24 protein-coding genes and 1 pseudogene are annotated in these 24,226 nt (G+C 71.5%); 21 read left to right on the top strand and 4 right to left on the bottom strand.

Translation table 11 applies throughout. The annotated features are described in order from the left end of the window. Positions 1 to 4 precede the first annotated feature (4 nt). The 4 genes and pseudogenes from ACQP09_RS04605 (at position 5) to prcA (ending at position 2,232) form a co-directional block, all read left to right on the top strand. Positions 5 to 223 carry a ubiquitin-like protein Pup gene (locus ACQP09_RS04605; protein WP_018515354.1) on the top strand — a complete coding sequence of 73 codons (219 nt, stop codon included), beginning with the start codon at positions 5 to 7 and terminating at the stop codon, positions 221 to 223. A gap of 153 nt (positions 224 to 376) precedes the next feature. After that, positions 377 to 563 (top strand): annotated as a pseudogene (locus ACQP09_RS04600) (endonuclease domain-containing protein); the annotation flags it as partial. After that, positions 515 to 1,360: a proteasome subunit beta gene (prcB, locus tag ACQP09_RS04595; RefSeq protein ID WP_026242117.1), complete on the top strand. Its 846-nt coding sequence runs from the start codon at positions 515 to 517 to the stop codon at positions 1,358 to 1,360. The pseudogene ACQP09_RS04600 and the gene prcB, both read left to right, overlap by 49 nt. Positions 1,361 to 1,419: 59 nt before the next feature. Further along, a complete protein-coding gene (prcA, locus tag ACQP09_RS04590) occupies positions 1,420 to 2,232 on the top strand; it encodes a proteasome subunit alpha (RefSeq protein ID WP_433396185.1) in 813 nt (270 codons plus the stop codon). Between the two features lie 50 nt (positions 2,233 to 2,282). On the opposite strand, the gene ACQP09_RS04585 is transcribed toward prcA, so the two are convergent. Continuing rightward, the gene (locus tag ACQP09_RS04585; RefSeq protein WP_433396183.1) at positions 2,283 to 3,317 is read right to left on the bottom strand and encodes a LacI family DNA-binding transcriptional regulator; all 1,035 of its coding nucleotides are present in this window, start codon (positions 3,315 to 3,317) and stop codon (positions 2,283 to 2,285) included. Between the two features lie 132 nt (positions 3,318 to 3,449). On the opposite strand from ACQP09_RS04585, the gene ACQP09_RS04580 reads away from it, so the two are divergent. From ACQP09_RS04580 to ACQP09_RS04525, 12 genes are all read left to right on the top strand, one after another. Further along, positions 3,450 to 4,709 (top strand): MFS transporter, encoded by a 1,260-nt coding sequence (locus ACQP09_RS04580; RefSeq protein ID WP_433396181.1) that lies wholly within the window; start codon positions 3,450 to 3,452, stop codon positions 4,707 to 4,709. Between the two features lie 9 nt (positions 4,710 to 4,718). Continuing rightward, positions 4,719 to 6,080: a Pup--protein ligase gene (pafA, locus tag ACQP09_RS04575; RefSeq protein WP_432147745.1), complete on the top strand. Its 1,362-nt coding sequence runs from the start codon at positions 4,719 to 4,721 to the stop codon at positions 6,078 to 6,080. A gap of 129 nt (positions 6,081 to 6,209) precedes the next feature. Continuing rightward, positions 6,210 to 7,148: an FKBP-type peptidyl-prolyl cis-trans isomerase gene (locus ACQP09_RS04570; protein ID WP_432147746.1), complete on the top strand. Its 939-nt coding sequence runs from the start codon at positions 6,210 to 6,212 to the stop codon at positions 7,146 to 7,148. A 43-nt stretch (positions 7,149 to 7,191) separates the two neighbouring features. Continuing rightward, a complete protein-coding gene (locus ACQP09_RS04565) occupies positions 7,192 to 7,563 on the top strand; it encodes an FKBP-type peptidyl-prolyl cis-trans isomerase (protein WP_128850884.1) in 372 nt (123 codons plus the stop codon). 141 nt (positions 7,564 to 7,704) lie between these two features. Then, a complete protein-coding gene (locus ACQP09_RS04560) occupies positions 7,705 to 8,658 on the top strand; it encodes a helix-turn-helix transcriptional regulator (protein ID WP_015607505.1) in 954 nt (317 codons plus the stop codon). 12 nt (positions 8,659 to 8,670) lie between these two features. Continuing rightward, the gene (locus ACQP09_RS04555) at positions 8,671 to 9,624 is read left to right on the top strand and encodes a helix-turn-helix transcriptional regulator (RefSeq protein ID WP_356756272.1); all 954 of its coding nucleotides are present in this window, start codon (positions 8,671 to 8,673) and stop codon (positions 9,622 to 9,624) included. A gap of 191 nt (positions 9,625 to 9,815) precedes the next feature. Beyond that, positions 9,816 to 10,043 (top strand): hypothetical protein, encoded by a 228-nt coding sequence (locus ACQP09_RS04550; protein WP_433406488.1) that lies wholly within the window; start codon positions 9,816 to 9,818, stop codon positions 10,041 to 10,043. 32 nt (positions 10,044 to 10,075) lie between these two features. Continuing rightward, positions 10,076 to 10,273: a hypothetical protein gene (locus tag ACQP09_RS04545; protein ID WP_432147748.1), complete on the top strand. Its 198-nt coding sequence runs from the start codon at positions 10,076 to 10,078 to the stop codon at positions 10,271 to 10,273. Positions 10,274 to 10,490: 217 nt separating this feature from the next. Continuing rightward, positions 10,491 to 10,787 (top strand): Sec-independent protein translocase subunit TatA, encoded by a 297-nt coding sequence (gene tatA, locus ACQP09_RS04540; RefSeq protein ID WP_015607501.1) that lies wholly within the window; start codon positions 10,491 to 10,493, stop codon positions 10,785 to 10,787. A gap of 49 nt (positions 10,788 to 10,836) precedes the next feature. Then, on the top strand, positions 10,837 to 11,802 hold the full coding sequence (gene tatC, locus ACQP09_RS04535) for a twin-arginine translocase subunit TatC (RefSeq protein ID WP_433396178.1): 966 nt from the start codon (positions 10,837 to 10,839) through the stop codon (positions 11,800 to 11,802). A gap of 18 nt (positions 11,803 to 11,820) precedes the next feature. Continuing rightward, positions 11,821 to 12,711, top strand: coding sequence for a diacylglycerol kinase (locus ACQP09_RS04530; RefSeq protein WP_433396177.1), 891 nt, complete (start codon positions 11,821 to 11,823; stop codon positions 12,709 to 12,711). 63 nt (positions 12,712 to 12,774) lie between these two features. After that, entirely contained in the window at positions 12,775 to 15,615 is a 2,841-nt protein-coding gene (locus tag ACQP09_RS04525) for a DEAD/DEAH box helicase (protein ID WP_433396175.1), read from the top strand. A 201-nt stretch (positions 15,616 to 15,816) separates the two neighbouring features. Here ACQP09_RS04525 and ACQP09_RS04520 read toward each other — a convergent pair whose 3' ends face one another. The 3 genes from ACQP09_RS04520 to ACQP09_RS04510 all read right to left on the bottom strand — a co-directional run bounded on the left by ACQP09_RS04520 (position 15,817) and on the right by ACQP09_RS04510 (position 18,041). Next, positions 15,817 to 16,266 (bottom strand): SPW repeat protein, encoded by a 450-nt coding sequence (locus ACQP09_RS04520; RefSeq protein WP_432147752.1) that lies wholly within the window; start codon positions 16,264 to 16,266, stop codon positions 15,817 to 15,819. 68 nt (positions 16,267 to 16,334) lie between these two features. Further along, a complete protein-coding gene (locus ACQP09_RS04515; RefSeq protein WP_433396173.1) occupies positions 16,335 to 17,318 on the bottom strand; it encodes an ADP-ribosylglycohydrolase family protein in 984 nt (327 codons plus the stop codon). A gap of 75 nt (positions 17,319 to 17,393) precedes the next feature. Then, positions 17,394 to 18,041, bottom strand: coding sequence for a fasciclin domain-containing protein (locus ACQP09_RS04510; protein ID WP_433396171.1), 648 nt, complete (start codon positions 18,039 to 18,041; stop codon positions 17,394 to 17,396). Positions 18,042 to 18,717: 676 nt separating this feature from the next. On the opposite strand from ACQP09_RS04510, the gene ACQP09_RS04505 reads away from it, so the two are divergent. Genes ACQP09_RS04505 through ACQP09_RS04485 form a run of 5 tightly spaced genes read left to right on the top strand, consistent with a single transcriptional unit; the run spans position 18,718 to position 24,215 of the window. Continuing rightward, positions 18,718 to 19,992, top strand: a complete 1,275-nt coding sequence (locus tag ACQP09_RS04505) for an NAD(P)/FAD-dependent oxidoreductase (RefSeq protein WP_433396169.1) — start codon at positions 18,718 to 18,720, stop codon at positions 19,990 to 19,992. Continuing rightward, positions 19,989 to 20,717, top strand: coding sequence for a DUF1365 domain-containing protein (locus tag ACQP09_RS04500; RefSeq protein ID WP_404068129.1), 729 nt, complete (start codon positions 19,989 to 19,991; stop codon positions 20,715 to 20,717). The genes ACQP09_RS04505 and ACQP09_RS04500 overlap by 4 nt, the downstream gene beginning before the upstream one ends. Continuing rightward, positions 20,714 to 22,057: a class I SAM-dependent methyltransferase gene (locus ACQP09_RS04495; RefSeq protein WP_433396167.1), complete on the top strand. Its 1,344-nt coding sequence runs from the start codon at positions 20,714 to 20,716 to the stop codon at positions 22,055 to 22,057. Before ACQP09_RS04500 ends, ACQP09_RS04495 begins: the two co-directional genes overlap by 4 nt. Further along, positions 22,054 to 23,415, top strand: a complete 1,362-nt coding sequence (locus ACQP09_RS04490; RefSeq protein ID WP_433396165.1) for a class I SAM-dependent methyltransferase — start codon at positions 22,054 to 22,056, stop codon at positions 23,413 to 23,415. Before ACQP09_RS04495 ends, ACQP09_RS04490 begins: the two co-directional genes overlap by 4 nt. Next, positions 23,412 to 24,215, top strand: a complete 804-nt coding sequence (locus ACQP09_RS04485; RefSeq protein ID WP_433396163.1) for a DUF1295 domain-containing protein — start codon at positions 23,412 to 23,414, stop codon at positions 24,213 to 24,215. Before ACQP09_RS04490 ends, ACQP09_RS04485 begins: the two co-directional genes overlap by 4 nt. The last annotated feature ends 11 nt before the right edge of the window (positions 24,216 to 24,226 follow it).

Genomic DNA, 24,226 nt, shown 5'->3' with positions numbered 1-24,226 from the left:
CTACATGGCGACCAAGGACACCGGCGGCGGACAGCAGAAGGCGACGCGTTCCACCGAGGAGACCGAGGAGCAGGCGCAGGACGCGCAGGCGTCCGAGGACCTCGCGGAGCGCCAGGAGAAGCTGAGCGACGATGTCGACTCGGTGCTGGACGAGATCGACGACGTCCTCGAAGAGAACGCCGAAGACTTCGTGAGGTCATTCGTGCAAAAGGGCGGACAGTAGTTCACGAGTGTGAACGCCCGGTAGGTCCCGGGCGACCGTGACGAACCGGGGGAGACGGGGTGACGGCGACCGCCGCGGTGGTCGCCGTCACCCCGCTCGCCAACCGGAGGAGCGCCACCGGTCCGCGAGCGCGGGATCTGCGCAGATCCCTCCGCCGAACATGTGGATCACCGCCCCGAGGCGGGTAGGGTCCGTGGCGTACGTTGCTTCAACTGCAATCCGGCCATCGGCAAGTTGGGGGATGATCCTGACTCTCTTGCGCAGGGCCATCGCATACCTGGAGGGAAACGCGTGGAAGCCAACACTCGTAGCACCGGGCGTCTACCAGCTGCCTTCCTGACGCCGGGATCGTCCTCGTTCATGGACTTTTTGTCCGACCAGTCGCCCGAGATGCTCCCGGGAAACCGGAGCCTGCCGCCGCTCCAGGGGGCCATCGAGGCACCGCACGGGACGACCATCGTCGCGGCGTCCTTCCCCGGTGGCGTGGTCCTGGCCGGTGACCGGCGCGCCACCATGGGCAACATGATCGCGCAGCGCGACATCGAGAAGGTCTTCCCGGCCGACGAGTACTCCGCGGTGGGCATCGCCGGCACCGCCGGACTGGCCGTGGAGATGGTCAAGCTCTTCCAGCTGGAGCTGGAGCACTTCGAGAAGGTCGAGGGCGCCCAGCTCTCCCTGGAGGGCAAGGCCAACCGGCTCTCCACCATGATCCGCTCCAACCTCGCCATGGCCATGCAGGGCCTTGCCGTGGTGCCGCTCTTCGCGGGGTACGACGTCGACCGTGACAAGGGCCGCATCTTCTCCTACGACGTCACCGGCGGCCGCTCCGAGGAGAACGGCTACGCCGCCACCGGCTCCGGGTCGATCTTCGCCCGGGGCTCCATGAAGAAGCTCTACCGCGAGGATCTGACGGAGGAGCAGGCCCTCACCCTGGTCGTGCAGGCGCTGTACGACGCCGCGGACGACGACTCGGCGACCGGTGGCCCCGACGTGGCCCGCCGCATCTACCCGATCGTCACCGTCATCACCGACGAAGGCTTCCGGAGGCTGACCGACCAGGAGTCCTCCGAGATCGCGCGTTCCATCCTGGAGCGCCGACTGGAGCAGCCCGACGGCCCGCGCGCCGCGCTGCTCTGACCCGGACTCCGAGCCTTTTTCCGATGCACTCGTCACTGACAGGAAGGGACGGATAGCCGGTGTCGACGCCGTTCTATGTCTCACCCCAGCAGGCCATGGCCGACCGGGCGGAATACGCCCGCAAGGGCATCGCCCGTGGTCGCAGCCTCGTTGTGCTGCAGTATGCCGACGGCATTGTCTTCGTCGGCGAGAACCCGTCCCGCGCGCTGCACAAGTTCAGCGAGATCTACGACCGGATCGGCTTCGCGGCCGCCGGCAAGTACAACGAGTACGAGAACCTCCGCATCGGCGGCGTGCGCTACGCCGATCTGCGCGGATACACCTACGACCGCGACGATGTGACGGCCCGTGGGCTGGCCAACGTCTACGCCCAGACGCTCGGCACCATCTTCTCCAGCGCCGCCGAGAAGCCGTACGAGGTGGAGCTGGTCGTCGCCGAGGTCGGCACCGCGCCCGAGGGCGACCAGATCTACCGGCTGCCGCACGACGGTTCGATCGTGGACGAGCACGGCTCGGTCGCGGTCGGCGGCAACGCCGAGCAGATCAGCAGCTTCCTGGACCAGCGCCACCGCGACGGCATGACGCTCGCCGAGGCGCTCAAGCTGGCCGTCCAGGCGCTCTCCCGGGAGCCCGGAGGCGGCGAGCGGGAGATTCCCGCCGAGCGCCTCGAAGTCGCGGTGCTGGACCGCACGCGGCCCCAGCAGCGCAAGTTCAAGCGGATCGTCGGCCGCCAGCTGACCCGGCTGCTCGACGCGGAAGCGGCGGCCGCCACCCCGACGGACGCCCCGTCCGACGTGGAGGAGGCCGACTCCCCGGAGAACCGCACCCCCGGCACCGGCACCGGTAACGCGCCCGACTCCACCGAGGAGTAGCCGGCACGCTCACAGACAGATGCCCCCGGGTTCCGGCCCGGGGGCATCCGTCATGCCCGGGAAGCGGCGGGCGGCGGCGCCGTGGAGCCGCGTACGACCAGGCTCACCGGCAGGCTGCCGGTATCGGCCTCACGGCCCTCCAGCGCCGCCAGCAGCGCCGCCATGCCACGCTCGCCGACCTGCTCGGCGGGCAGCCGTACGGTGGTCAGCTCCGGTTCCACAGCGGTGGCGAGCGCCAGGTCGTCGAAACCGGTGACCGAGAGGTCGTCCGGTACGCGCAGCCCGAGCCGGCGGGCCGCCTTGCAGGCACCGGCCGCCAGGATGTCGTCGTCGCAGACCACCGCGGTCGGCCGCTCCCCGGCGACGGCCAGCGCCTGCTCGACCGCCTCGCGGCCGGCCCGTACGTCGAGCGGGGACCGTACCGTACGGACCGTGGCGTCCGGCACCGCGCCGACCGCGTCCCGCAGCGCCTGCGCCCGGACCGCGAACGTCCAGGTGTCCACGGCGGACGCCAGATGCACGAACCGGCGGTGGCCTAGGTCCAGCAGATGCTCCGTCACCTGGCGCATGCCGTCGGCGATGTCCAGGTTCACGTGCGCCGCCGCGTCCGTGCCGGCCGGGTCGCTGTCCAGCATCACCAGGGGCAGGTCGGCCCCGTGCAGCGCGCTGAGCGCGTCGGAGGCCATGGAGGAGGCGATCACGCCGTCCAGCGCGGCGCGGGCCGAGGCGAACGGGGCCCGGGCCGGTCCCGTGCCGTCCGGCGAGGGGTAGAGGACCACGCCGAAGTCGTGCTCGGCGGCCACCGCGGCGGCCCCGGTGTAGACCCGGGCGAAGAACTCGTTGGTGAGGGCGGGGACCACCAGCAGCGCGGTCCTGGTGCGGCCGAGCCGGAGATTGCGGGCCGCCAGGTTGGGCCGGTAGCCCAGCTCCGCCGCATGGTCCCGGACCCGCTGGGCCGTGGCCTCGGACACCCGGCCCGGCCACTTCTCGCCCAGCACCAGCGAGACCGTCGCCTGCGAGACGCCCGCCGCACGGGCCACGTCGCGGCTGGTCGGCCGGGGCGGGGCGGGCTGGGAGTCGGTCACTCGGGCCTCCGTGCGCGATGGTTCCGTGGCGCCGCGAGGTGGACCCGCGGACTGCGGACATGGTACGTATGAACCTCGAAGTTATACGTAAAACCTCGGGTGGCGGCAGCCGTCCGGCGGAGAGGGGCGGGAATGGCCGCGGGATATCTGGACATTCTCCGGGCGCGGCATGCCGCCCGGCTGCTGACGGGCACGCTGGTGGGACGGCTGCCCAACGGCACCGCGCACATCGCGATCGTGCTCTTCACCCGGGCCGAGGGCGGCAGCTACACGCTGGCCGGCGCGCTGGCCGCCGCGTACGGGCTCGCCACCGCCGTCGGACAGCCGCTGCTCGGCCGGGCCGTCGACCTGTACGGGCAGCCGCGCGTCCAGCTCCCCGCCGCCGTGCTGTCCGCGCTCGGCATGGCCCTCCTGGCGGTCTCCGGCCTCGGCTCGCTCCCGCTGGCGTACGCGGCCGTCATCGTCGCCGGAGTCGCCACACCGCCTCTGGAAGGCGGGCTGCGAGCCCTGTGGCCCAGCGTGCTGAAGCGCGAGGACCAGGTGCACCGGGCGTACGCGATGGACGCCGTGGCGCAGGAGATCATGTTCACCGTCGGACCGCTCCTGGTGACGCTCCTCGTCTCCCTCTGGTCGCCGGCCGCGGCGCTGCTCGTCATCAACGCCATCGGCGTCCTCGGCGCGCTGTCGGTCGCCCTCTCCGAGCCCTCGCGCGCTTGGCGCTCCGCACCCCGCGAGGCGCACTGGCTCGGCGCGCTGCGCTCGCCCGGACTCCTCGCGCTGCTCGGTGCGTTCTTCTTCGTGGGGCTCGCGCTCGGCTCCATCACGGTGGCCGGTGTGGCCTACGCCGACGACCACGGCCGCGAGTCGGTGTACGGCTGGCTGATGGCCGCGCTCGGCCTCGGCGCGCTGATCGGCGGCCTCGGTTACGGCGCGCGGCAGTGGGCCGGTGCCCCCGAGCGTCGGCTGCGCGTCATCGTCGGCCTCCTGGCCCTCGGCTACCTGCCGTTGACGCTCACCCCCTCGGTCCCGGTCATGACGGCCCTCGCCGCCCTGGCCGGAGTCTTCCTCGCCCCGGCCATCGCGTGCTCGTTCATCGTGGTGGACCGGCACGCGCCGCGCGGCACGGTGACCGAGGCGTTCTCCTGGCTCGTCACCACCTTCGGCGTCGGCGCGGCCGCCGGAACGGCCGTCGCCGGACCGGCCGTCGAGCTGGGCTCCACCGCCTGGAGCTTCGGCGTGGCGGGGGTCGGCGGAGTGCTCGCCCTGGTGGTCCTGCTGGCCACCGGAAGGGTCCTCGCAGCTCCCGTCCGTACGCCTGACGTCGTGACCGGATCGGAAAATGATCGAAACGGTGCTGTCGAACCCGGTTTCAGCACCGGCCGTAAGGCGTAATGTTCAGTCATGGACCGCCGCATTTTCGGGCTGGAGAACGAGTACGGCGTCACGTGCACGTTCAGGGGACAGCGCCGACTGTCACCTGACGAAGTGGCGCGCTACCTCTTCCGCCGTGTTGTGTCATGGGGCCGCAGCAGCAATGTCTTCCTGCGGAACGGCGCCCGCCTCTACCTCGACGTGGGATCGCATCCGGAATATGCAACCCCCGAATGCGACAACGTGACCGAACTGGTCACGCACGACAAAGCGGGCGAGCGCATTCTCGAAGGCCTGCTCGTCGACGCCGAACGCCGCCTGCACGAGGAGGGAATCGCGGGCGACGTCTATCTCTTCAAGAACAACACCGACTCGGCGGGAAACTCCTACGGGTGCCACGAGAACTACCTCGTCGCCCGGCACGGAGAATTCTCCCGGCTCGCGGACATCCTCATCCCCTTCCTCGTCACCCGCCAGCTCATCTGCGGCGCGGGCAAGGTGCTCCAGACGCCGCGCGGCGCCGTCTACTGCGTCAGCCAGCGCGCCGAGCACATCTGGGAGGGCGTCAGCTCCGCGACCACCCGCTCCCGGCCGATCATCAACACCCGCGACGAACCGCACGCCGACGCCGAGCGGTACCGCCGCCTCCACGTCATCGTCGGTGACTCGAACATGTCCGAGACGACCATGCTGCTCAAGGTCGGCGCCACCGACCTGGTGCTCCGCATGATCGAGGCGGGCACGGTGATGCGCGACCTGACCCTGGAGAACCCGATCCGGGCCATCCGCGAGGTCAGCCACGACCTCACCGGCCGGCGCAAGGTGCGCCTGGCCAGCGGCCGCGAGGCCTCCGCCATCGAGGTCCAGCGGGAGTACTACGAGAAGGCCGTGGACTTCGTCGAGCGCCGGGGCATCCGCACCGGCACCGTCGACCAGGTCCTGGAGCTGTGGGGCCGCACGCTCGACGCCGTCGAGGCCGAGGACCTCGACCGGATCGACACCGAGATCGACTGGGTCATGAAGTACAAGCTCATCGAGCGGTACCGGGCCAAGCACAACATGACCATGTCGAATCCGCGGGTCGCCCAGATAGACCTCGCCTACCACGACATCCACCGCCGCCGCGGTCTCTTCTACCTCCTGGAGAAGAAGGGCCAGACCGCCCGCATCTGCAACGACCTGAAGATCTTCGAGGGCAAGACGGTGCCCCCGCAGACCACCCGGGCGAGGCTGCGCGGCGACTTCATCCGCCGGGCCCAGGAGCAGCGGCGGGACTTCACCGTCGACTGGGTCCACCTCAAGCTCAACGACCAGGCGCAGCGCACGGTGCTCTGCAAGGATCCGTTCCGTTCCGTGGACGAGCGCGTGGAGAAGCTGATCGCGGGCATGTGAGCGGGCGGCCGGGGCGCCCCTCGGCAGGCCGTGGCGTGACAGGGCCCCGTACGTTCCTCGTACGGGGCCCTTTTCACGGCCTAGAGTGGTTCGGACTAACCACAGTGCCCCCTGAGATCTGAGGAACCAGTGCGCCGAATTGCCGGCCTTCTCGTCGCCCCCCTCCTGCTGCTGTCGGCAGTGGCCTGCGGCAGCGACGACAAGGCCTCCGACTCCGCCTCGTCCAAGAACGGCGTGCCCGCGATCACCGCAGGCGCGAAGTTCGGCGAGAAGCCCACCCTCTCCAAGGGCAAGGGAGACCCGCCCAAGGAGCTGAAGACCGAGGTCGTCAGCGAGGGTGACGGCGCGAAGCTCAAGAACGGCGACGCGATCCAGGTCAACTACCTCGGTCAGTCGTGGGACTCCGACAAGCCGTTCGACAACAGCTTCGACCGCAAGCAGCCCTTCGACCTGACGCTGGGTGCGGGCATGGTCATCCAGGGCTGGGACAAGGGCCTCGTCGGCCAGAAGGTCGGCAGCCGCGTCCAGCTGGTCATCCCGCCGGAGCTCGGCTACGGCGAGCAGGGCCAGGGTGACATCAAGCCGAACGCCACCCTCGTCTTCGTCGTCGACATCCTGAAGGCCACCCAGATCCCGGCCTCGGCCAAGGGCACCGAGGTCGCCCAGGACAACACCGACCTGCCCAAGGTCGGTGTGAAGACCGACGGCAAGGCCCCGACGGTCACCATCCCCAAGGGCGACCCGCCGACGAAGCTCGTCTCCAACTACGTCCTGGAGTCCGACGGCGAGGCCGTCAAGGAGTCCGACAGCGTCGTGGTGAACTACGTCGGCATGATCTGGAAGGGCGCCAAGGAGTTCGACAACACCTACTCCACCGGCAAGACCCAGACCTTCCCGCTGTCGCAGGTCACCCTCAAGGGGCTGAAGGCCGGTCTGATCGACAAGAAGGTCGGCAGCCGCGTGCTTCTCGTCATCCCGCCGGACCAGGCCTTCGGCGACCAGCAGCAGCAGGCGATCCCGAAGAACTCCACGCTGGTCTTCGCCGTGGACATCCTCGCCAAGGTGTAAGACTGTCCCGGTTGCCCAGTTCATCATTTTGAGGAGCAGTTCAGTGAGCATCGAGAAGCCCGAGATCGACTTCCCGGGTGGCGAGCCGCCGGCCGACCTGGAGATCAAGGACATCTGGGAGGGCGACGGCCCCGTCGCCAAGGCCGGCGACCGGGTCCAGGTCCACTACGTGGGTGTGGCCTTCTCCACCGGCGAGGAGTTCGACGCCTCCTGGAACCGCGGTACGCCGCTGGCCTTCCAGCTCGGCGTCGGCCAGGTCATCTCCGGCTGGGACCAGGGCGTGCAGGGCATGAAGGTCGGCGGCCGCCGCCAGCTGACCATCCCCGCGCACCTCGCGTACGGCGACCGTGGCGCGGGCAGCGCGATCGCCCCCGGCGAGACGCTGATCTTCGTCTGCGACCTGGTCGCGGTCTGATCCGGTCCGGACCCGCGTGAGTGAGGGCCCCCACCGCACCGGTGGGGGCCCTCACCGCTGTCCGGTCCACGGTCCCGCTTTGGTCCCGACACCCCGGGGCGGTACGGTCGACGGTCGTAGAGCACAAGAGAAAGGGCGTCGATGGCGATTGCCAAGGCCGAGCGGTTGATGAACCTCGCGCTGTGCCTGCTGGGGACCCGGCGCCCGCTCAGCAAGCGCGAGCTGCGCGGCTCCATCGAGGCCTACCTCGAAGCGGGCTCCGACGACTCCTTCAACCGGATGTTCGAGCGCGACAAGGACGATCTGCGCGAGCTCGGCCTCGTCATCGAGACCGTCGAGAACCTCGACGGCGACACCGGCTACTTGGCCCGCCGCGACAGCAACCGGCTGCCCCCCATCACCCTGGATGCCGAGGAGGCCGCCGCCCTCGGGCTCGCCGCCAAGGTCTGGCAGCAGGCCCGCCTCGCCGGAGCCGCCAGCGGCGCCCTGCAGAAGCTGCGCGCGGCTGGCATGCCCGAGGCGGAGGACGCGTACGAGGTGCACAGCGCCCTCGAACCCCGTATCCCCGTCCACGAGGCGGCCTTCGAGCCCCTGATGCTCGCCTGCCGCGACCGCCGCCCGGTCACCTTCGACTACCGCAAGGCCAACTCCGCCGCCCCGGTGCAGCGCCAGGTCGAACCCTGGACCCTGGAGTGCTGGCGCGGCCACTGGTACCTCGCGGGCTGGGACCGGGGCCGCGGCGCCGAACGCGTCTTCCGGCTCTCCCGCATCACCGGCAAGGTCCGCTCCCGTGCCGGAGCCTTCACCGCCGAGGTGCCCGACGTCGTCACGGTCCGCGAGACCGTCGAGAGCTGGGCCGGCGAGACCGCCACCCGTACGGCCAGGATCAGGCTCCGCGCCGGATCGGGCTACCCGCTGCGTTCGCGGGCGATATCCGTCCATGAGCGCGGCGACGGCTGGGACGAGCTGGAGATTCCGTACGGACACGGGCTCGATGCCTGGCTCGTCGAGTTCGGGCCGGACGTCGTCGTGGAGGAACCCGCCGATCTGCGGGCCGATGTGGTGGACCGGCTCCGAGCCGTGGCCAAGGACTAGGGGAACGTACCGATGGCCACGAACGCGATCGACCAGACCCGCCGGATGCTCTCCCTGGTGACGTACCTCCGCGAGCGCCCCGGCGCCCACGTTCAGGACGTGGCCCGGGCCTTCGGCATCACCGAGGACGAGCTGATCTCGGACCTCGACGTGCTGCCCATGTGCGGCACCAGTTTCCGCGGCGGCGACCTCCTCGACATCGACACCGACGGCGACCGGATCTGGTGGCACAACCCGGACGACGTCGCCGAGCCGCTCCGGCTCGCCGCCGACGAGGCCACCGCGCTCCTTGTCGCCGCGCGTGCCGTCGCCACCCTGCCCGGACTGCGCGAGAGCGACCGGGAGGCCCTGCTCCGGGCCACCGCCAAGCTGGAGACGGCCGCCGGCGAGTCCGGGGCCGCCAGCTCCCGGCTCTCGGTCACCTTCGAGTCCGAGGGCGGCGTCTTCGCCGATGTCGACCGGGCCATCTCCGAGCGCCGCCGCCTCTGGCTGCGCTACTACTCGCCCGCCCGCGACGAGCTCACCGAGCGCGAGGTCGACCCGATCCGGCTCTTCGCCGTCGGCCACACCTATATGGAGGGCTGGTGCCGGCTCTCCGAGGCCCGCCGGACCTTCCGCCTGGACCGGGTCGCCGAGATCCGCCTCCTCGACGCCCCCGCCGCACCGCCCGAGCTGGAGCTGCGGGACCTCTCCGAAGGGCTGGTCCAGCCCGCGGCCGAGGACCCCGAGGTCGTCATCGAGGTCGGCACCGGCGGCCGCTGGGTCGCCGAGTACTACCCGCACGACTCCGCCGAGGAGCTGCCTGACGGCGGACTCCGCATCACCCTGCGCACCCCGGACCCGGCCTCGCTGCGCCGCCTCGCGCTGCGCCTCGGCGGCGAGGGCCGCATCGTCGCCCCGCCGGAGCTCGCCGAGAGCGCCCGGACGGCGGCCCGCGAGGCGCTCGCCGCGTACGACGCGGTCTGAGCGGGGCCCGGAACGGATACGAGATGAACCCGACGTACCTCATACCGGTCGCCGCCACCGGCCCGACGGCCGTCCGCACCGAACCGTCCGACGGCACCGAACCGTCCGACGGCACCGAACCGTCCGGCGGCTCCGGTCCGGCCCACGGCACCAACCCGGCTGCCGTCCGCACCGGGCCCGTCCCGGTTCCCGTGCCCGCCGCCGTACGGTTCCGGGCCGCCTGTCCCGGCTGCCGCGGGCGCTTCGAGCTCGCGGCGGGCGCGCTGCGGCTGGCGATCGGCGCCACCAGCCGCACCACCTTCTACACCTTCACCTGCCCGGAGTGCGCCGCCGCCGTCCGCAAGCCCGCCGGAGAGCGCATCATCGAACTGCTCACCGGCGGCGGCGTGCGGACCCTGCGCCTGCACGCCGCTCCGTAACACCCCCGCTCCGTAGGAAGAGGCACCGCCGCATGTTCTGGCCCATGCTCGCCATCGCCCTGGGATTCCTCGGGGTCGCCGTCCTCGGCGTACTCGGCATCAAGGTCTTCGTCGAGACGCAGCGCCTCGGCCGTCAGGTCGCCGACACCACCGAGCGGATCAACCAGGCCTCCGAGGACCTCGAACGCGCGGCGACCCGCCTCGCGGCCACCGGCGACAGCCTGCGCTGACGAGCCTGCGGCCTGCTGTTCCACAGCACCGAGGGGTACGCTGCAAGGGTCGGCCCAGGCAGGGAGGTGCGGGCCGCAAGCCGCAGTACGCACGGGCATTGCCTCGCGTTTACCCCTGCGGGTTACGATCGCTGCCAAGCGCAACGATCGGACGTATGCCCGGTCGAACGGGTAGCGAGCCCACCCTCCAGCCGCCTCAGTGAGAAGGAAGTCGCACATGATCGGCAATCTGAAGCCCCTCGAGATCGTTCTGATCATCGCTGTCATCCTGCTGCTCTTCGGTGCCAAGAAGCTTCCCGACATGGCGCGTTCGCTCGGCAAGTCGGCCCGCATCCTCAAGAGCGAGGCCAAGGCGATGAAGAAGGACGACGCGGCGACCGCCACGCCCACGACGGAGACCGTCGCGGACCCGGCCCCGCCGCAGTCCACCACCGCCCGTACCATCCAGGCCGCCCCGGGTGACGTCACCAGTTCCCGTCCGGTCAACGAGCCCAAGCCCACCACCCAGAGCTGACCGCTGACGCGCTCCGCCGACAGCCGCCGCACGAGACGAGGGAAGTGGGTTGCTCAAGTCTGCCCGCAAGCAGGAGAAGGACGACGAGGGGCGGATGCCCCTCCTCGATCACCTGCGTGAGCTGCGTAACCGGCTGCTGAAGGCCGTGCTGGCGATCCTGATCGCCGTCATCGGGGCCGCCTTCTTCCACAAGGAGATCTTCGAGTTCCTGATGAAGCCGATCCTCGACTCGGTCGGCTGCAAGAACGGCGTACAGACGATGGTCAACGGCCGCCCGTGCGCGGAGATGACCACCAACGGTCTGTTGTCACCGTTCACCATCGCGCTGAAAGTCTCCCTCATGGCGGGCGTTCTCCTCGCCACGCCCGTCTGGCTGTACCAGCTCTGGGCCTTCGTCGCTCCCGGCCTCCACCAGAAAGAGAAGCGGTACTCCCTGGGTTTTGTGGCCGCAGGGGTTCCGCTCTTCACCGCAGGCGCCTACCTCGCGTACACGATCCTGCCGCAGACGGCCGAGATCATGCTCGGCTTCACGCCGGACAACGTCACGAACCTCCTGCCGCTCGACGACTTCCTCGACCTGATCACTCGCATGGTGATCGTCTTCGGTCTCGCCTTCGAGCTGCCGCTGCTGCTCATTGCCCTCAACATGACCGGGATTCTCACGGGCGTCCGGATGCTGCGCTGGTGGCGCGGCATGATCGTCGGCCTCACCGCCTTCGCGGCCATCGCCACCCCCGGTGGCGAGCCCATCTCGATGCTCCTGCTGGCCGGTCCGCTCGCGGTGCTCTACTTCATCGCCGTCGGCTTCTCCCTGCTGAACGACAAGCGGCGCCGGCGCAAGAACCCCGACGCCGAGCTGAGCGACGACGAGGCGTCCAAGCTGAACCTGACCCCGGAGCCGGTCGGCGGGATCGAGCCCGTGGCGGCCCCGCGCAGAGCGCTGCCGGAGCAGGCGTCCGGCGAGGCGGACGGCTCACGTTCGCAGCGGCTCAACGGTTACGACGACATCACCTGACCTTGTAGGGTCCGGCGGGTGACCAGCGAGATCACCCTCTTCGTCAATCCCACCGCAGGACGCGGCCGGGGCGCGCACGCCGCGCAGCCGGCCGCTTCCGCGTTGCGGGACGCCGGATTCTCCGTCCGTACGGTCCTCGGTGAGGACGCCGACGACGCCCTGCGCCGGGCGCGCGAGGCCGTGGCGGCGGGGACCGGGGCGCTGATAGCCGTGGGCGGGGACGGGCTGACGTCCCTCGCCCTCCAGGCCGTCGCGGGAACGGGCACGCCGCTCGGTGTCGTCGCCGTCGGGACCGGGAACGACTTCGCCCGCGCGCTCGGCCTGCCGATACGCGATCCGGCCGCCGCCGGTGCGCTGGCCGCGCGGATGCTCAAGGAGGGCGGTCACCGGGACATCGACCTCGGGCGGGTCGGTGAGCGGTGGTTCGGGACGGTGCTCGCCTCCGGGTTCGACTCGCGGGTCAACGACCGGGGCAACCGGATGCGCTTCGTCGGCGGCCGGTTCAAGTACGACCTCGCGATCCTTGCCGAACTGGCCGCCTTCCAGCCGATCCCGTACCGCGTCCGGCTCGACGACGGCGAGGTCCGCGAGATCGAGGCGACGCTGATCGCGGTGGGCAACGGGACGACGTACGGCGGCGGCATGCGGATCTGCGCCGAGGCCGCGATGGACGACGGGCTCTTCGATGTGACCGTGGTGGGGGAGTGCTCCCGCGCCACGCTCCTCAAGGTGTTCCCGAAGGTCTACAAGGGCACGCACCTGGACCACCCGGCCGTCACCGTGCACCGGGTCGCCGCGATCGAGCTGGCGGCGGCCGGTGTCACGGCGTACGCGGACGGTGAACCGATGGGCGCGCTGCCGCTCACGGCGACCTGTGTGCCGGGGGCGGTGCGGGTGCTGGCGGGGTGACGGATCAAGGGGATTTAAAGATCGGGCTGACTGTCGGAGGTGACGGGTAGGCTCGTACGCAAGATGACAGAGGACCTCTCACCAGCTGAGCGATACCAGGCATCCCGCGCCCGTGCGGCCGAGATGGCGACGGCCCTCGGGCCCTTCCGGGAGATGTACGAGTTCGGGCTGGACCCGTTCCAGATCGAGGCCTGCCAGGCCCTTGAGGCGGGCAAGGGGGTGCTGGTCGCGGCCCCGACGGGGTCGGGCAAGACGATCGTCGGCGAGTTCGCCGTGCACCTGGCCCTGGAGCAGGGCCGCAAATGCTTCTACACCACGCCGATCAAGGCGCTCTCCAACCAGAAGTACGCCGATCTGGCCAAGCGGTACGGCGCGGACAAGGTCGGCCTCCTGACCGGCGACAACAGCGTCAACTCCGAGGCGCCGGTGGTCGTGATGACCACCGAGGTCCTGCGGAACATGCTGTACGCGGGCTCGCAGTCGCTCTCCGGCCTCGGTTACGTCGTCATGGACGAGGTGCACTACCTCTCCGACCGCTTCCGGGGCGCGGTGTGGGAGGAAGTGATCATCCACCTCCCGGAGTCGGTGACGCTGGTCTCGCTGTCGGCGACCGTCTCCAACGCGGAGGAGTTCGGCGACTGGCTGGACACCGTGCGCGGCTCCACCGAGGTGATCGTCTCCGAGCACCGGCCGGTGCCGCTCTGGCAGCACGTCATGGCCGGACGCAAGATGTACGACCTCTTCGAGGAGGCCACCGACCACGGCGGCCGCGGCGCCGGACGCCGTGAGGTCAACCCGGACCTGGTCCGCCTCGCCCGCCAGGAGAACCAGAACACCTACAACCCGCGCGACCGCCGCCGCGGCAAGATGGTCCGCGAGGCCGACCGCGAGCGCGAGCGGCGCCAGCGCAGCCGGATCTGGACGCCCGGCCGGCCCGAGGTCATCGAGCGGCTGGACAACGAGGGCCTGCTGCCCGCGATCACCTTCATCTTCAGCCGGGCCGGCTGCGAGGCCGCCGTACAGCAGTGCATGTATGCCGGGCTCCGGCTCAACGACGAGGACAAGCGGCGCCTCGTGCGCGAGATCGTCGAGGAGCGGACCGCCTCCATCCCCGGCGAGGACCTGCACGTCCTCGGGTACTACGAGTGGCTCGAAGGGCTTGAGCGGGGCATCGCCGCGCACCACGCGGGCATGCTGCCGACGTTCAAGGAGGTCGTCGAGGAGCTGTTCGTACGAGGGCTGGTGAAGGCGGTCTTCGCCACCGAGACCCTGGCGCTCGGCATCAACATGCCCGCGCGCTCGGTGGTGCTGGAGAAGCTCGTCAAGTGGAACGGCGAGCAGCACGCCGACATCACCCCCGGCGAGTACACCCAGCTCACCGGCCGCGCCGGACGCCGTGGCATCGACGTCGAGGGCCACGCGGTGGTCCTCTGGCAGCGCGGCATGGACCCGACGGCGCTGGCCGGCCTCGCGGGCACGCGTACGTATCCGCTGCGCTCCAGCTTCCGGCCGTCGTACAACATGGCGGTCAACCTGGTGCAGCAGTTCGGGCGGCACAAGTCGCGGGAGCTGCTGGAGACCTCGTTCGCCCAGTTCCAGGCCGACAAGTCGGTGGTCGGGATCTCGCGGCAGGTGCAGCGCAACGAGGAGGGGCTGGAGGGCTACAAGGAGGGCATGACCTGCCACCTCGGTGACTTCGAGGAGTACGCGCGGCTGCGCCGCGACCTCAAGGACCGGGAGACGGAGCTCGCCAAGCAGGGTGCGGCACAGCGGCGTGCGTCGGCGGCCTCCTCGCTGGAGAAGCTGAAGCCGGGCGATGTCATCCATGTGCCGACGGGCAAGTTCGCCGGTCTCGCGCTGGTGCTGGATCCGGGGCTGCCCGCCGGACGGGCCAACGGGCACCGCGGGTTCGACCACCACGACGGGCCTCGGCCGCTGGTGCTGACCGTCGAACGGCAGGTCAAGCGGCTGGCCGCGATGGACTTCCCGGTGCCGGTGGAGGCGCTGGACCGGATGCGCGTGCCGAAGTCGTTCAACCCGCGCTCGCCGCAGTCCCGGCGCGATCTGGCCTCCGCGCTGCGGACGAAGGCCGGGCACATCGTGCCGGACCGGCACCGTAAGGGCCGGGCGCCGGCCGCCGACGACCGCGAGATCGCCCGGCTGCGGACCGAGCTGCGCGCCCACCCGTGCCACGGGTGCGACGAGCGGGAGGACCACGCGCGGTGGGCCGAGCGCTACCACCGGCTGCAGCGGGACACGCGGCAGCTGGAGCAGCGGATCGAGGGGCGGACGAACACGATCGCCCGGACCTTCGACCGGATCGTCGCGCTCCTGACCGAGATGGACTACCTCCGGGGCAACGAGGTCACGGAGAACGGCCGGCGGCTGGCCCGGCTGTACGGAGAGCTGGACCTGCTGGCCAGTGAGTGTCTGCGGGACGGGGTCTGGGAAGGGCTCAACCCCGCTGAGCTGGCCGCGTGTGTCTCGGCGCTCGTGTACGAGGCACGGCAGGCGGACGACGCGGTCGCGCCGAAGCTGCCGGCCGGGCCCGCGAAGATCGCCATGGGCGAGATGGTGCGGATCTGGGGGCGGCTGGACGCGCTGGAGGAGGACTTCAAGATCAACCAGACGGAGGGGGTCGGACAGCGCGAGCCCGATCTCGGCTTCGCCTGGGCGGTCTACATGTGGGCCTCCGGCCGCACGCTGGACGAGGTGCTGCGCGAGGCGGAGATGCCGGCGGGGGACTTCGTCCGGTGGTGCAAGCAGGTGATCGATGTGCTGGGGCAGGTGGCTGCGGCGGCTCCTCGGGAGGGGAGTGCGGGGGCGAGCTCGGTGGCCCGTAATGCTCGGAAGGCGGTTGATGCGGTGTTGCGGGGGGTTGTGGCCTACAGCTCTCTCGGCTGACACCGGTGGGGGTGGGTGAGCGTGCGGGGCGGGTGGGGGTGGGGGTGTGGGCGCCTGCGGCCAGCCTGTTCCCCTCCCCGCCCCGTCCCCGAAACCGGGGCTCCGCCCCGGACCCCGCTCCTCAAACGCCGGAGGGGCTGGGGAGGCGGGGCGGAGGGGCTGAGGTGGCGAGGTGGGAGGGGCTGAGAATGCCGCGAGCCGTCAGGTGCTGCGGCTCCTCATCGCCGCTCCGGCGCAGACCATGCCCAGCAGCACCGTCAGGCCGCCGACGATGATGTTGTTGATGACCACTCCGGCGTCCGGGCTGCTCCCGACCACCCAGGTCGACACGATGATCCACGCACCGATCGCGCACATCGCCCAGCTCAGGCCGTACATCCGCTCGGGCATCGCGGTGAAGCCGAGGGCCAGGACGGCGATGGCGATACCCATCACGAGGTTGTGCGTCACCAGGGCGGGCTGGCCGGCCGTGAAGTGGAGCACCCACGGGGAGACGGCGCAGTAGAGGCCGACGAGGAACACCGGCGCGTCCACCAGGGCCACATCGCGGCCGCCCATCATCTTGTCGTACCGTGCGCGCATTTCGGGGGCGTCGGGGTGGCCTGATATGTCACCCCTGAGGTCACTCCTGGCATCCGAGACGTTGCTCATGAGATTTCGTCTCCTTCGCTCCTGCGGGCCCCGACGCCGTGTGGAGTGTGCGCCAGGCACCCATCTGTCTAGTTTGCTCTTATCTGCGCCTTATGTGTAGTCCTGAATGGCTGGCTGTCCAGGCTTTCGGCGAGGGCGAGAAGGTCCGGTGCGCGCAGCACCCGCCCCTCGAACCCCGGCAGCGGCACGTGCAGGAGCTCGGTCCAGCGGGCCGGGACGGCGTCGATGCCGTACACCGCGCCGGCCAGGCCGCCCGTCACCGCGGCGACGGTGTCGGTGTCCCCGCCCACGTCCACGGCGGCGGCCAGTGCGGCCTCGAACGTGTCCGTCGTGCGCAGGGCCCAGAGCGCGGTGCCCAGGCAGGGCCAGACCGCGCCGTTGAACTCGGTTGCCAGGGCGGGGTGCCAGTCGGGGGCGAGGACTGCTGCCCATCGTGGCCGGTGGTCCGCGGGTACCTCGGCCAGGGTGTCCGGGACGGCGGCGAGCGGGTCGTCCCCGGCCAGGGCCACCCGGACCAGTTCGTGGAAGACGGCGGTGCCCTCCCAGGCCGCGCGGTCGCCGTGGGTCAGGGCCGCGATCCGGCGGGCCGCCTCCATGGTCGCCGTACGTCCGGCGGCGGCGAAGTGGACCGCCGACGTCGTGGCCCGCATCAGTGAACCGTTGCCCGCGGCCCGCCCGTTGACCTGGAAGTGCAGCGCCGCGGCCAGGTCCCACGGTTCGCCGTTGGTCAGTACGTCCTCGGTCTGGAGCCCGATGTCCTTCGGCTCGCCCGCCGCCCATCGCCGGAACCGGTCGAACATGTCCGGCAGGTCCAGGCCGCCCCGCTCCAGCAGCGATTCGCCGACCAGCACCGCCATCTGCGTGTCGTCCGTCGCCTCGCCCGGATCCCAGCCGCCGCCTCCGCACAGCGTGCCGACGCCATCGGTGAAGCGGGCGGAGAACACCCCGGCCGGGCCGAACTCGAAGGGAGCGCCGAGCGCGTCACCGGCGGCGGAGCCGACGACGGCCCCGGCCACCCGGTCGGCCCGGGACGGTATGTGCGGAGGGATCATCCGGCCAGGCTAGGGGACGGCGAAGGGCGGTGTGCCGCGATTTCCTGCGGCACACCGCCCCTCACACCGAGGTGACTACTTCGGCGGCATCAGGACCGAGTCGACGATGTACACCGTCGCGTTGGCGGTCGGGACGTTGCCGCAGACGACCTTCGAGGCGTCGTTCACGGTGTACTCCGTGCCCGAGCCGGCCGTCGTCAGCTTGCTCTTCTCCAGCGTGTCGAAGGAGCCGTTCTCCAGCTGCTGCGGCGTCAGCTTCTGGCCCACCACGTGGTAGGTGAGGACCTTGGTGAGCTCGGCCTTGTTGGCCAGCAGCGCGTCCAGGTCGGCCTTCGGGATCTTGGCGAACGCGTCGTTCGTCGGGGCGAAGACCGTGATGTTCTCGGCGTTGTTCAGCGTGTCGACCAGGCCGGCCTGCTTCACGGCGGCCACCAGCGTCGACAGCTCCGGGTTGTTCGAGGCGGCCGTCGCGACCGGGTCCTTGGCCATGCCGTCGAACGAGCCCGCGCCGTCCTGCGGCACCGACGCACAGCCCGGACCGAACGGCTTGTCGGTGTTCATGGAGTCGTCGGCGGAGGCGCTCGTCGACGCGGCCGCGCTGGGGGTGGAGCCGGAAGCCGAGTCCTTGGAGGAGTCGTCGGAGGAGCAGGCGGTGAGGGCCAGCGGCAGTACGGCGGCGGTGGCCACGGCGACGGCGGTGCGGCGGAAGCGGAGGGCGTTCATGGTGTGTCTCCTGGAGATCGAAGGTGCTGAGCGGGGGAGAGATGAGCGGTGCTCAGGGGTGGGGGAAGGGGAGAGGTGGAGGTGCTTGGCGGTGCGGGGCGGCCTCCGGCGTACCGTGGTCCGTCTCCCAGCCGCGGGAGACGGACCTGGTGCCGGAGCCGGCCGTCCGACCAGGAGCCGCCTCGCTCCTGCGGCCGGCCCGGCCTCCCCGACCGGTGGCGGCGCACCGCACGAACGGCTCCCCGGCCGTCCGGGCGGTGCTGCCGCCGCCGACCGCACCGCAGATTGGAACCGCCGACGCGACGGGCCGCCGGCCCACCCCGCCCGCCGCGGTGACCGGCGCCGGCCGGTGCACGTGGGGCGCGGCGGACGAGGGGGCGGCGCACCGGGCTCCGGGCCCGGTGGCCCGGCCGCCGGGCGTGGCGGACAAGGCGCACGCCGGGCGGGACCGCCGGGACCCGAGGGCCCCGTCCGTCCGCGAAGTGTTCCGATCTGCTCTCACGTAAGGGATTCGGCGCCCGGCTCGCCGCGGATTGGTCCGACGTGGGTATTCACTCGATCGAGGTACTTCCGATCATCGACCAATCCTTCCGGCCACCTGCGACGAATGGAGTGCTGAGGAGCGTCTCCGTACTGCTCCGAACAGCGCAGCAGGCAGGGCCGGAGGGAGACCGGGATGGCACGGGAGCGGCGGCGGACAGCCGTGGTGGGGAGCGGGGTCGCGGGGCTGACCGCCGCCCATGTTCTGCGCGAGGCGCACGACGTCACGCTGTACGAGGCGGACGACCGCGTCGGCGGCCACGCCCACACGCACGAGCTGGGCGCGTCCGACGGCCGGGTGCACCGCGTCGACTCCGGCTTCATCGTGCACAACCGGCGGACCTACCCGCACCTCCTGCGGCTCTTCGACGAACTGGGCGTCGCCACCCAGGAGTCCGAGATGTCGATGTCCGTACGGTGTGAAGGGTGCGGCCTGGAGTACGCCGGTGCCCGCGGGCCCGTCGGACTCTTCGCCCAGCCGCGCTCGGCGGTGCGGGGCCCGTACCTGCGGATGCTCGTCGAGGTGACCCGCTTCCACCGCGCCGCCCGCGCGCTGCTGGAGCTGCCGGAGAGCCCGGCCACCGACATGACGCTCGGGGAGTTCGCCCGGCGCGGCCGCTTCTCGCCGTACTTCCGCGCGCACTTCCTCACGCCCATGGTCTCCGCCGTCTGGTCCTGCGACCCGGTCACCGCCCTGCGCTATCCGGCCCGCTACCTCTTCGCGTTCCTGGCCCACCACGGCATGCTCACCATCGGCGACTCGCCGGTCTGGCGGACCGTCACCGGCGGCTCCGGCGCCTACGTCGAACGCGTCGTCAAACAGCTCACCGCCGTCCACACCGCCACCCCGGTCCGGGCCATCACCCGCCACGCGGACGGCGTCGAGCTCACCACCGAGGACGGCACCACCACCCCGTACGACGCCGTCGTCATCGCCACCCACCCCGACCAGGCGCTCCGGCTGCTGGCCGATCCGACCGACGCCGAACGCGAGACGCTCGGCGCCTTCACCTACTCCCGCAACGCCACGCTCCTGCACACCGACACCACGCTGCTGCCCCGCAGCCGAGGCGCCAGGGCCTCCTGGAACTACCTGATGCCCTCCTGTGCCGCCGACGCCGACCGGGTCACCGTCAGCTACGACATGAACCGGCTCCAGCGGCTCGACGCGCCCGAGACCTTCGTCGTCACACTGAACGGCTCCGACCGGGTCGCCCCCGATGCCGTACGCGCCCGCATGGTCTACGAACACCCCGTCTACACCCCGGAATCCGTCTCGGCCCAGGCCCGGCTGCCCGCTCTCTCCGGGGCCGTCACCGCCTTCGCCGGGGCGTACCACGGGTGGGGCTTCCACGAGGACGGCTGCCGGTCCGGCGTCGAGGCCGCCGCGGCGCTGGGGGTGACGTGGTGAGCGCGGCTGCCCTGTACCCGTGCGCCATCACGCACGTACGGACCAGGCCCAGCAGGTACGCGCTCCGGCACCGGACCTACCTGTGGCTCATCGACCCGGACGCCCCGCCCCGGCTGCCGCGCGTCCTGCGGCCGCTGGCCCGGTTCGATCCCCGCGACCACTTCGGCGGCACCGCCCCCACCATCCGGGCCGGCCTGAGCCGGTTTCTCGAAGCCCGTGGTGTGGACCTCGCCGACTCCACCGTCACCATGCTCACCCAGGCCCGCGTCCTCGGCCATGTCTTCAACCCGCTCACCGTCTACTGGTGCCGCCGCGCCGACGGCTCCCCGCTCTGTGTCGTGGCCGAGGTGCACAACACGTACGGCGAACGCCACGGCTATCTGCTGCACCCGGACGGCGAGCACCGGGCCACGGTCGGCAAGGAGTTCTACGTCTCGCCGTTCTTCGCCGTCGACGGCGGCTACCGGATGCGGCTGCCCGAACCCGGCGAGCGGCTCGACCTGACCGTCCATCTGGAGCGCGAGGGCGGCCGTCCGTTCACCGCGACCGTACGGGGCACCCGCCGCCGGGCCACCCCGAAGGCGCTGGCCCGCCTCGCCCTGCGCCACCCGCTCTCCACCGTCGCCGTCTCCCTCGCCATCCGGCTGCACGGCATCCGGCTCTATCTGCGCGGCCTCCCCGTGCAGCCCCGCCCCCACCACCGCCCACAGGAAGGCATGCAGTGACCGCGCCCACCCATCAGCTGCCGGCAGACCGGACCCCCGACCCGGCAGCGCCCGTCCCCGCGCAGAGGGGCCACGACCACCGGCCGGCGGACCGGCAGCAGCCCGCCGCCGACCCCGAGCGCTGGCCCGACGTCGTCGCCCGCCCCCGCGCCTCCCGCGCCCGGACCGCCCTTGCGGAACGCATCGTCCGCCGCGCGCTCGCCGGCCTCCCGCTGCGCGTCCGGCTCGCGGGCCGGGACGACATCGGCCTCGGCGGGCCGCTGATGGACATCCGCGACCCCGACGCCTTCTTCCGGCGGATCGGCGCGAGCGGGCTCATCGGCTTCGGCGAGTCCTACATGGCCGGCGAGTGGGACGCGCCGGACCTCGTCGCCGTCCTCACCGTCCTCGCCGACAACGCGGCGGAGCTGATCCCGGCACCGCTGCAACGGCTGCGCTCCCTCTGGGCGTTGCGCAAGCCCTCCGCCCAGCTGAACACGCCCGAGGGCTCACGGGACAACATCAGCCACCACTACGACCTCTCCAACGACCTCTTCGCCCTCTTCCTGGACGAGACGCTCTCCTACTCCTCCGCCGTCTTCCGCACCTTCCCGGCCGAGCACGCGCTGCTGCCCGCCGCCCAGCACCGCAAGATCGACCTCCTGCTGGACGCCGCCGGCGTCGGCGAGGAGACCCGGCTCCTGGAGATCGGCACCGGCTGGGGCGAGTTGGCCCTGCGGGCGGCCGCCCGAGGCGCGCGGGTCGTCTCCGTCACGCTCTCCGAGGAGCAGCGCGAACTGGCCCGTACGCGCATCCGCGAGGCCGGGTTCGAGGACCGGGTCGAGGTCCGGCTCTGCGACTACCGCCAGGTCACCGGTGAGTACGACGCCATCGTCAGCGTCGAGATGATCGAGGCGGTCGGCGAGGAGTTCTGGCCGGTCTACTTCGAGACCCTGGACCGGCTGCTCGCGCCCGGCGGCCGGGTCGCGCTCCAGGCCATCACCATGCCGGACGACCGGCTGCGCGCCAGCCGCTCCACGTACACCTGGATCCACAAGTACATCTTCCCGGGCGGACTGCTGCCCTCCACCGAGGCGATCGAGCGGATCACCACCGAGCACACCCGGCTGCGGACCGTGCGGCGCACCGGTTTCGGCGCGCACTACGCGGAGACATTGCGCCTGTGGCGCGAACGGTTCACCGAGCGCTCCGCCGAGGTCGACGCCCTCGGCTTCGACGCCGTCTTCCGGCGTATGTGGACCTTCTACCTGGCCTACTCGGAGGCGGGCTTCCGCTCCGGCTATCTCGATGTGCAGCAACTGCTCCTGACCCGTGAACCGACCCAGCAGGAGACCCCGTGACCACCACCGCCAACCGGCCGCCTGCGAAGCCGACTGTCCGCCGCGCCACCCCCACCGGCGCCGCCCAGCGCCTGGAACCCCTGGCCGAGCGGCTGCTCGGCGGCGGGCTGCCGGTCCGGGTCCGGATGTGGGACGGCAGCGAGGCCGGACCCGAGGACGCACCCACGGTCCACGTACGTTCCCGGCGCGCGCTGCGCCGCCTGCTCTGGGAGCCGGGCGAACTCGGCCTGGCGGAGGCGTACATCACCGGCGAGATCGACCTCGACGAAGACCTCGCCGACGGGCTGCGCACCATGCGCCGGGCGGTCGCCGAACGCGGCCTCACCCCGCCCGCGCCCGGTCTCGCCGACCGCCTCAGAGCGGCGGGCACCGCGCTGCGCCTCGGCGCCGTCGGACCGCGTCCGCCGGTCCCGGCGGCCCGGGCCGGGCTGCGCGGGGCGCTGCACAGCAAGGCCCGGGACCGGGCGGCGATCAGCCACCACTACGACCTGTCCAACGCCTTCTACGCGCTGCTCCTCGACGAGACCATGGCGTACTCCTGCGGCTACTGGACCAGCGACGCCTCCGGCTACGGACCGGCCGACGCGCAGCGCGACAAGCTGGAGCTGATCTGCCGCAAGCTCGGACTGCCGCCCGGCGCGCGCCTGCTGGACATCGGCTGCGGCTGGGGCTCGCTGACCCTGCACGCGGCCCAGCACCACGGTGTCCGGGTCACCGCCGTCACGCTCGCCGCCGAACAGGCCGCGTACGTACGCGGACAGGTGGCCGAGCGCGGGCTGGAGGAGCTGGTCGAGGTCCTCAACATCGACTACCGGGACATCGCGGAGCGGCCGGAGACCCGGGGCGCGTACGACGCCGTCTCCACGATCGAGATGGGTGAGCACGTCGGGGACGCCGAGTACCCGGCCTTCACCCGCATCCTGCACGACTCCCTGCGGCCGCAGGGCCGGGTGCTGGTCCAGCAGATGTCGCGCGGCGCCGACGCGCCCGGCGGTGGCGCGTTCATCGAGTCGTACATCGCTCCGGACATGCACATGCGGCCGGTCGGCGAGACCGTCGGCCTGCTGGAGGGCGCCGGGCTCGAAGTGCGGGACGTGGAAGCCCTGCGCGAGCACTACGTCCTGACGGTGGACGCCTGGCGGCGGACCCTGGAGGAGCGGTGGACGGAGTTCACGGCGCTCGTGGGGGAGGAGACCGCGCGCGTCTGGCGGCTCTACCTCGTCGGCGGCGCGCTCGCGTTCGAGGAGCGGCGCATGGGCGTCGACCAGATCCTGTGCGTACGGCCCGACCGGGCGGGGAAGGCCGCGATGCCGGCGACCCGGCGTGAGTGGCACGGGGCCTCCGAGGCGGACCGGTGAGCGGCTTCGACTGGTCCGGGTTCGCGGGCGGGCTCGCGGGCGCGGCCGGCGCCGCCCTCGTCGTCATGCTGGTCACCTTCGCCGTCGCGCTGAAGATGGGCGTCCACCGCATCGTCGACGTGGCGTGGGGCATCGGCTTCGCCGCCGTCGCCCTCGTCTCGTACGGCCTCTCGGCCGGTGACGGCGATGACACGCGGCGGCTGGTGGTGACCGTGCTGACCGTGGTCTGGGGGCTGCGGCTCGCCGTCCATATCGGGCGGCGCGGACGCGGCCACGGCGAGGACCCGCGCTACGAGAAGATGCTCGCCAAGGCACCCGGCAACCCGCAGCTCTACGCGCTGCGCAAGGTCTACCTCCTCCAGGGCGCGCTGGTCTGGCTGGTCTCGCTGCCGGTCCAGGCCGCGCACTACCTGACCGGGCCGCTGGTGTGGTGGGCTTGGGCGGGAGCGGTGCTGTGGGCGGTCGGGCTGGTCTTCGAGGCGGTCGGCGACCACCAGCTCGCCCGGTTCAAGGCCGACCCCGCCAACAAGGGGAAGATCATGGACCGGGGGCTGTGGTCGTGGACCCGGCACCCGAACTACTTCGGTGATTTCTGCGTCTGGTGGGGCCTGTTCCTCTTCGTCTGCCAGGCGCCGGGCGCCGCCGCCGCGACCGTCGTCGCCCCGCTGGTGATGAGCTTCCTGCTGACCAAGGGGAGCGGTGCGGCCCTGCTGGAACGCCATATGGCCGACCGCCCTGGATACGCCGCGTACCAGGCCCGCACCAGCGCCTTCTTCCCGCGACCGCCCAAGCGCGGCTGAAACGTGCCGGG

This window comes from Streptomyces sp. CA-146814 (assembly GCF_050942385.1).
In the GTDB taxonomy this organism is placed as follows: domain Bacteria; phylum Actinomycetota; class Actinomycetes; order Streptomycetales; family Streptomycetaceae; genus Streptomyces.
The sequence above is the reverse complement of the archived record's forward strand: the minus strand, read 5'-3'. Positions and strand labels throughout refer to the sequence as shown.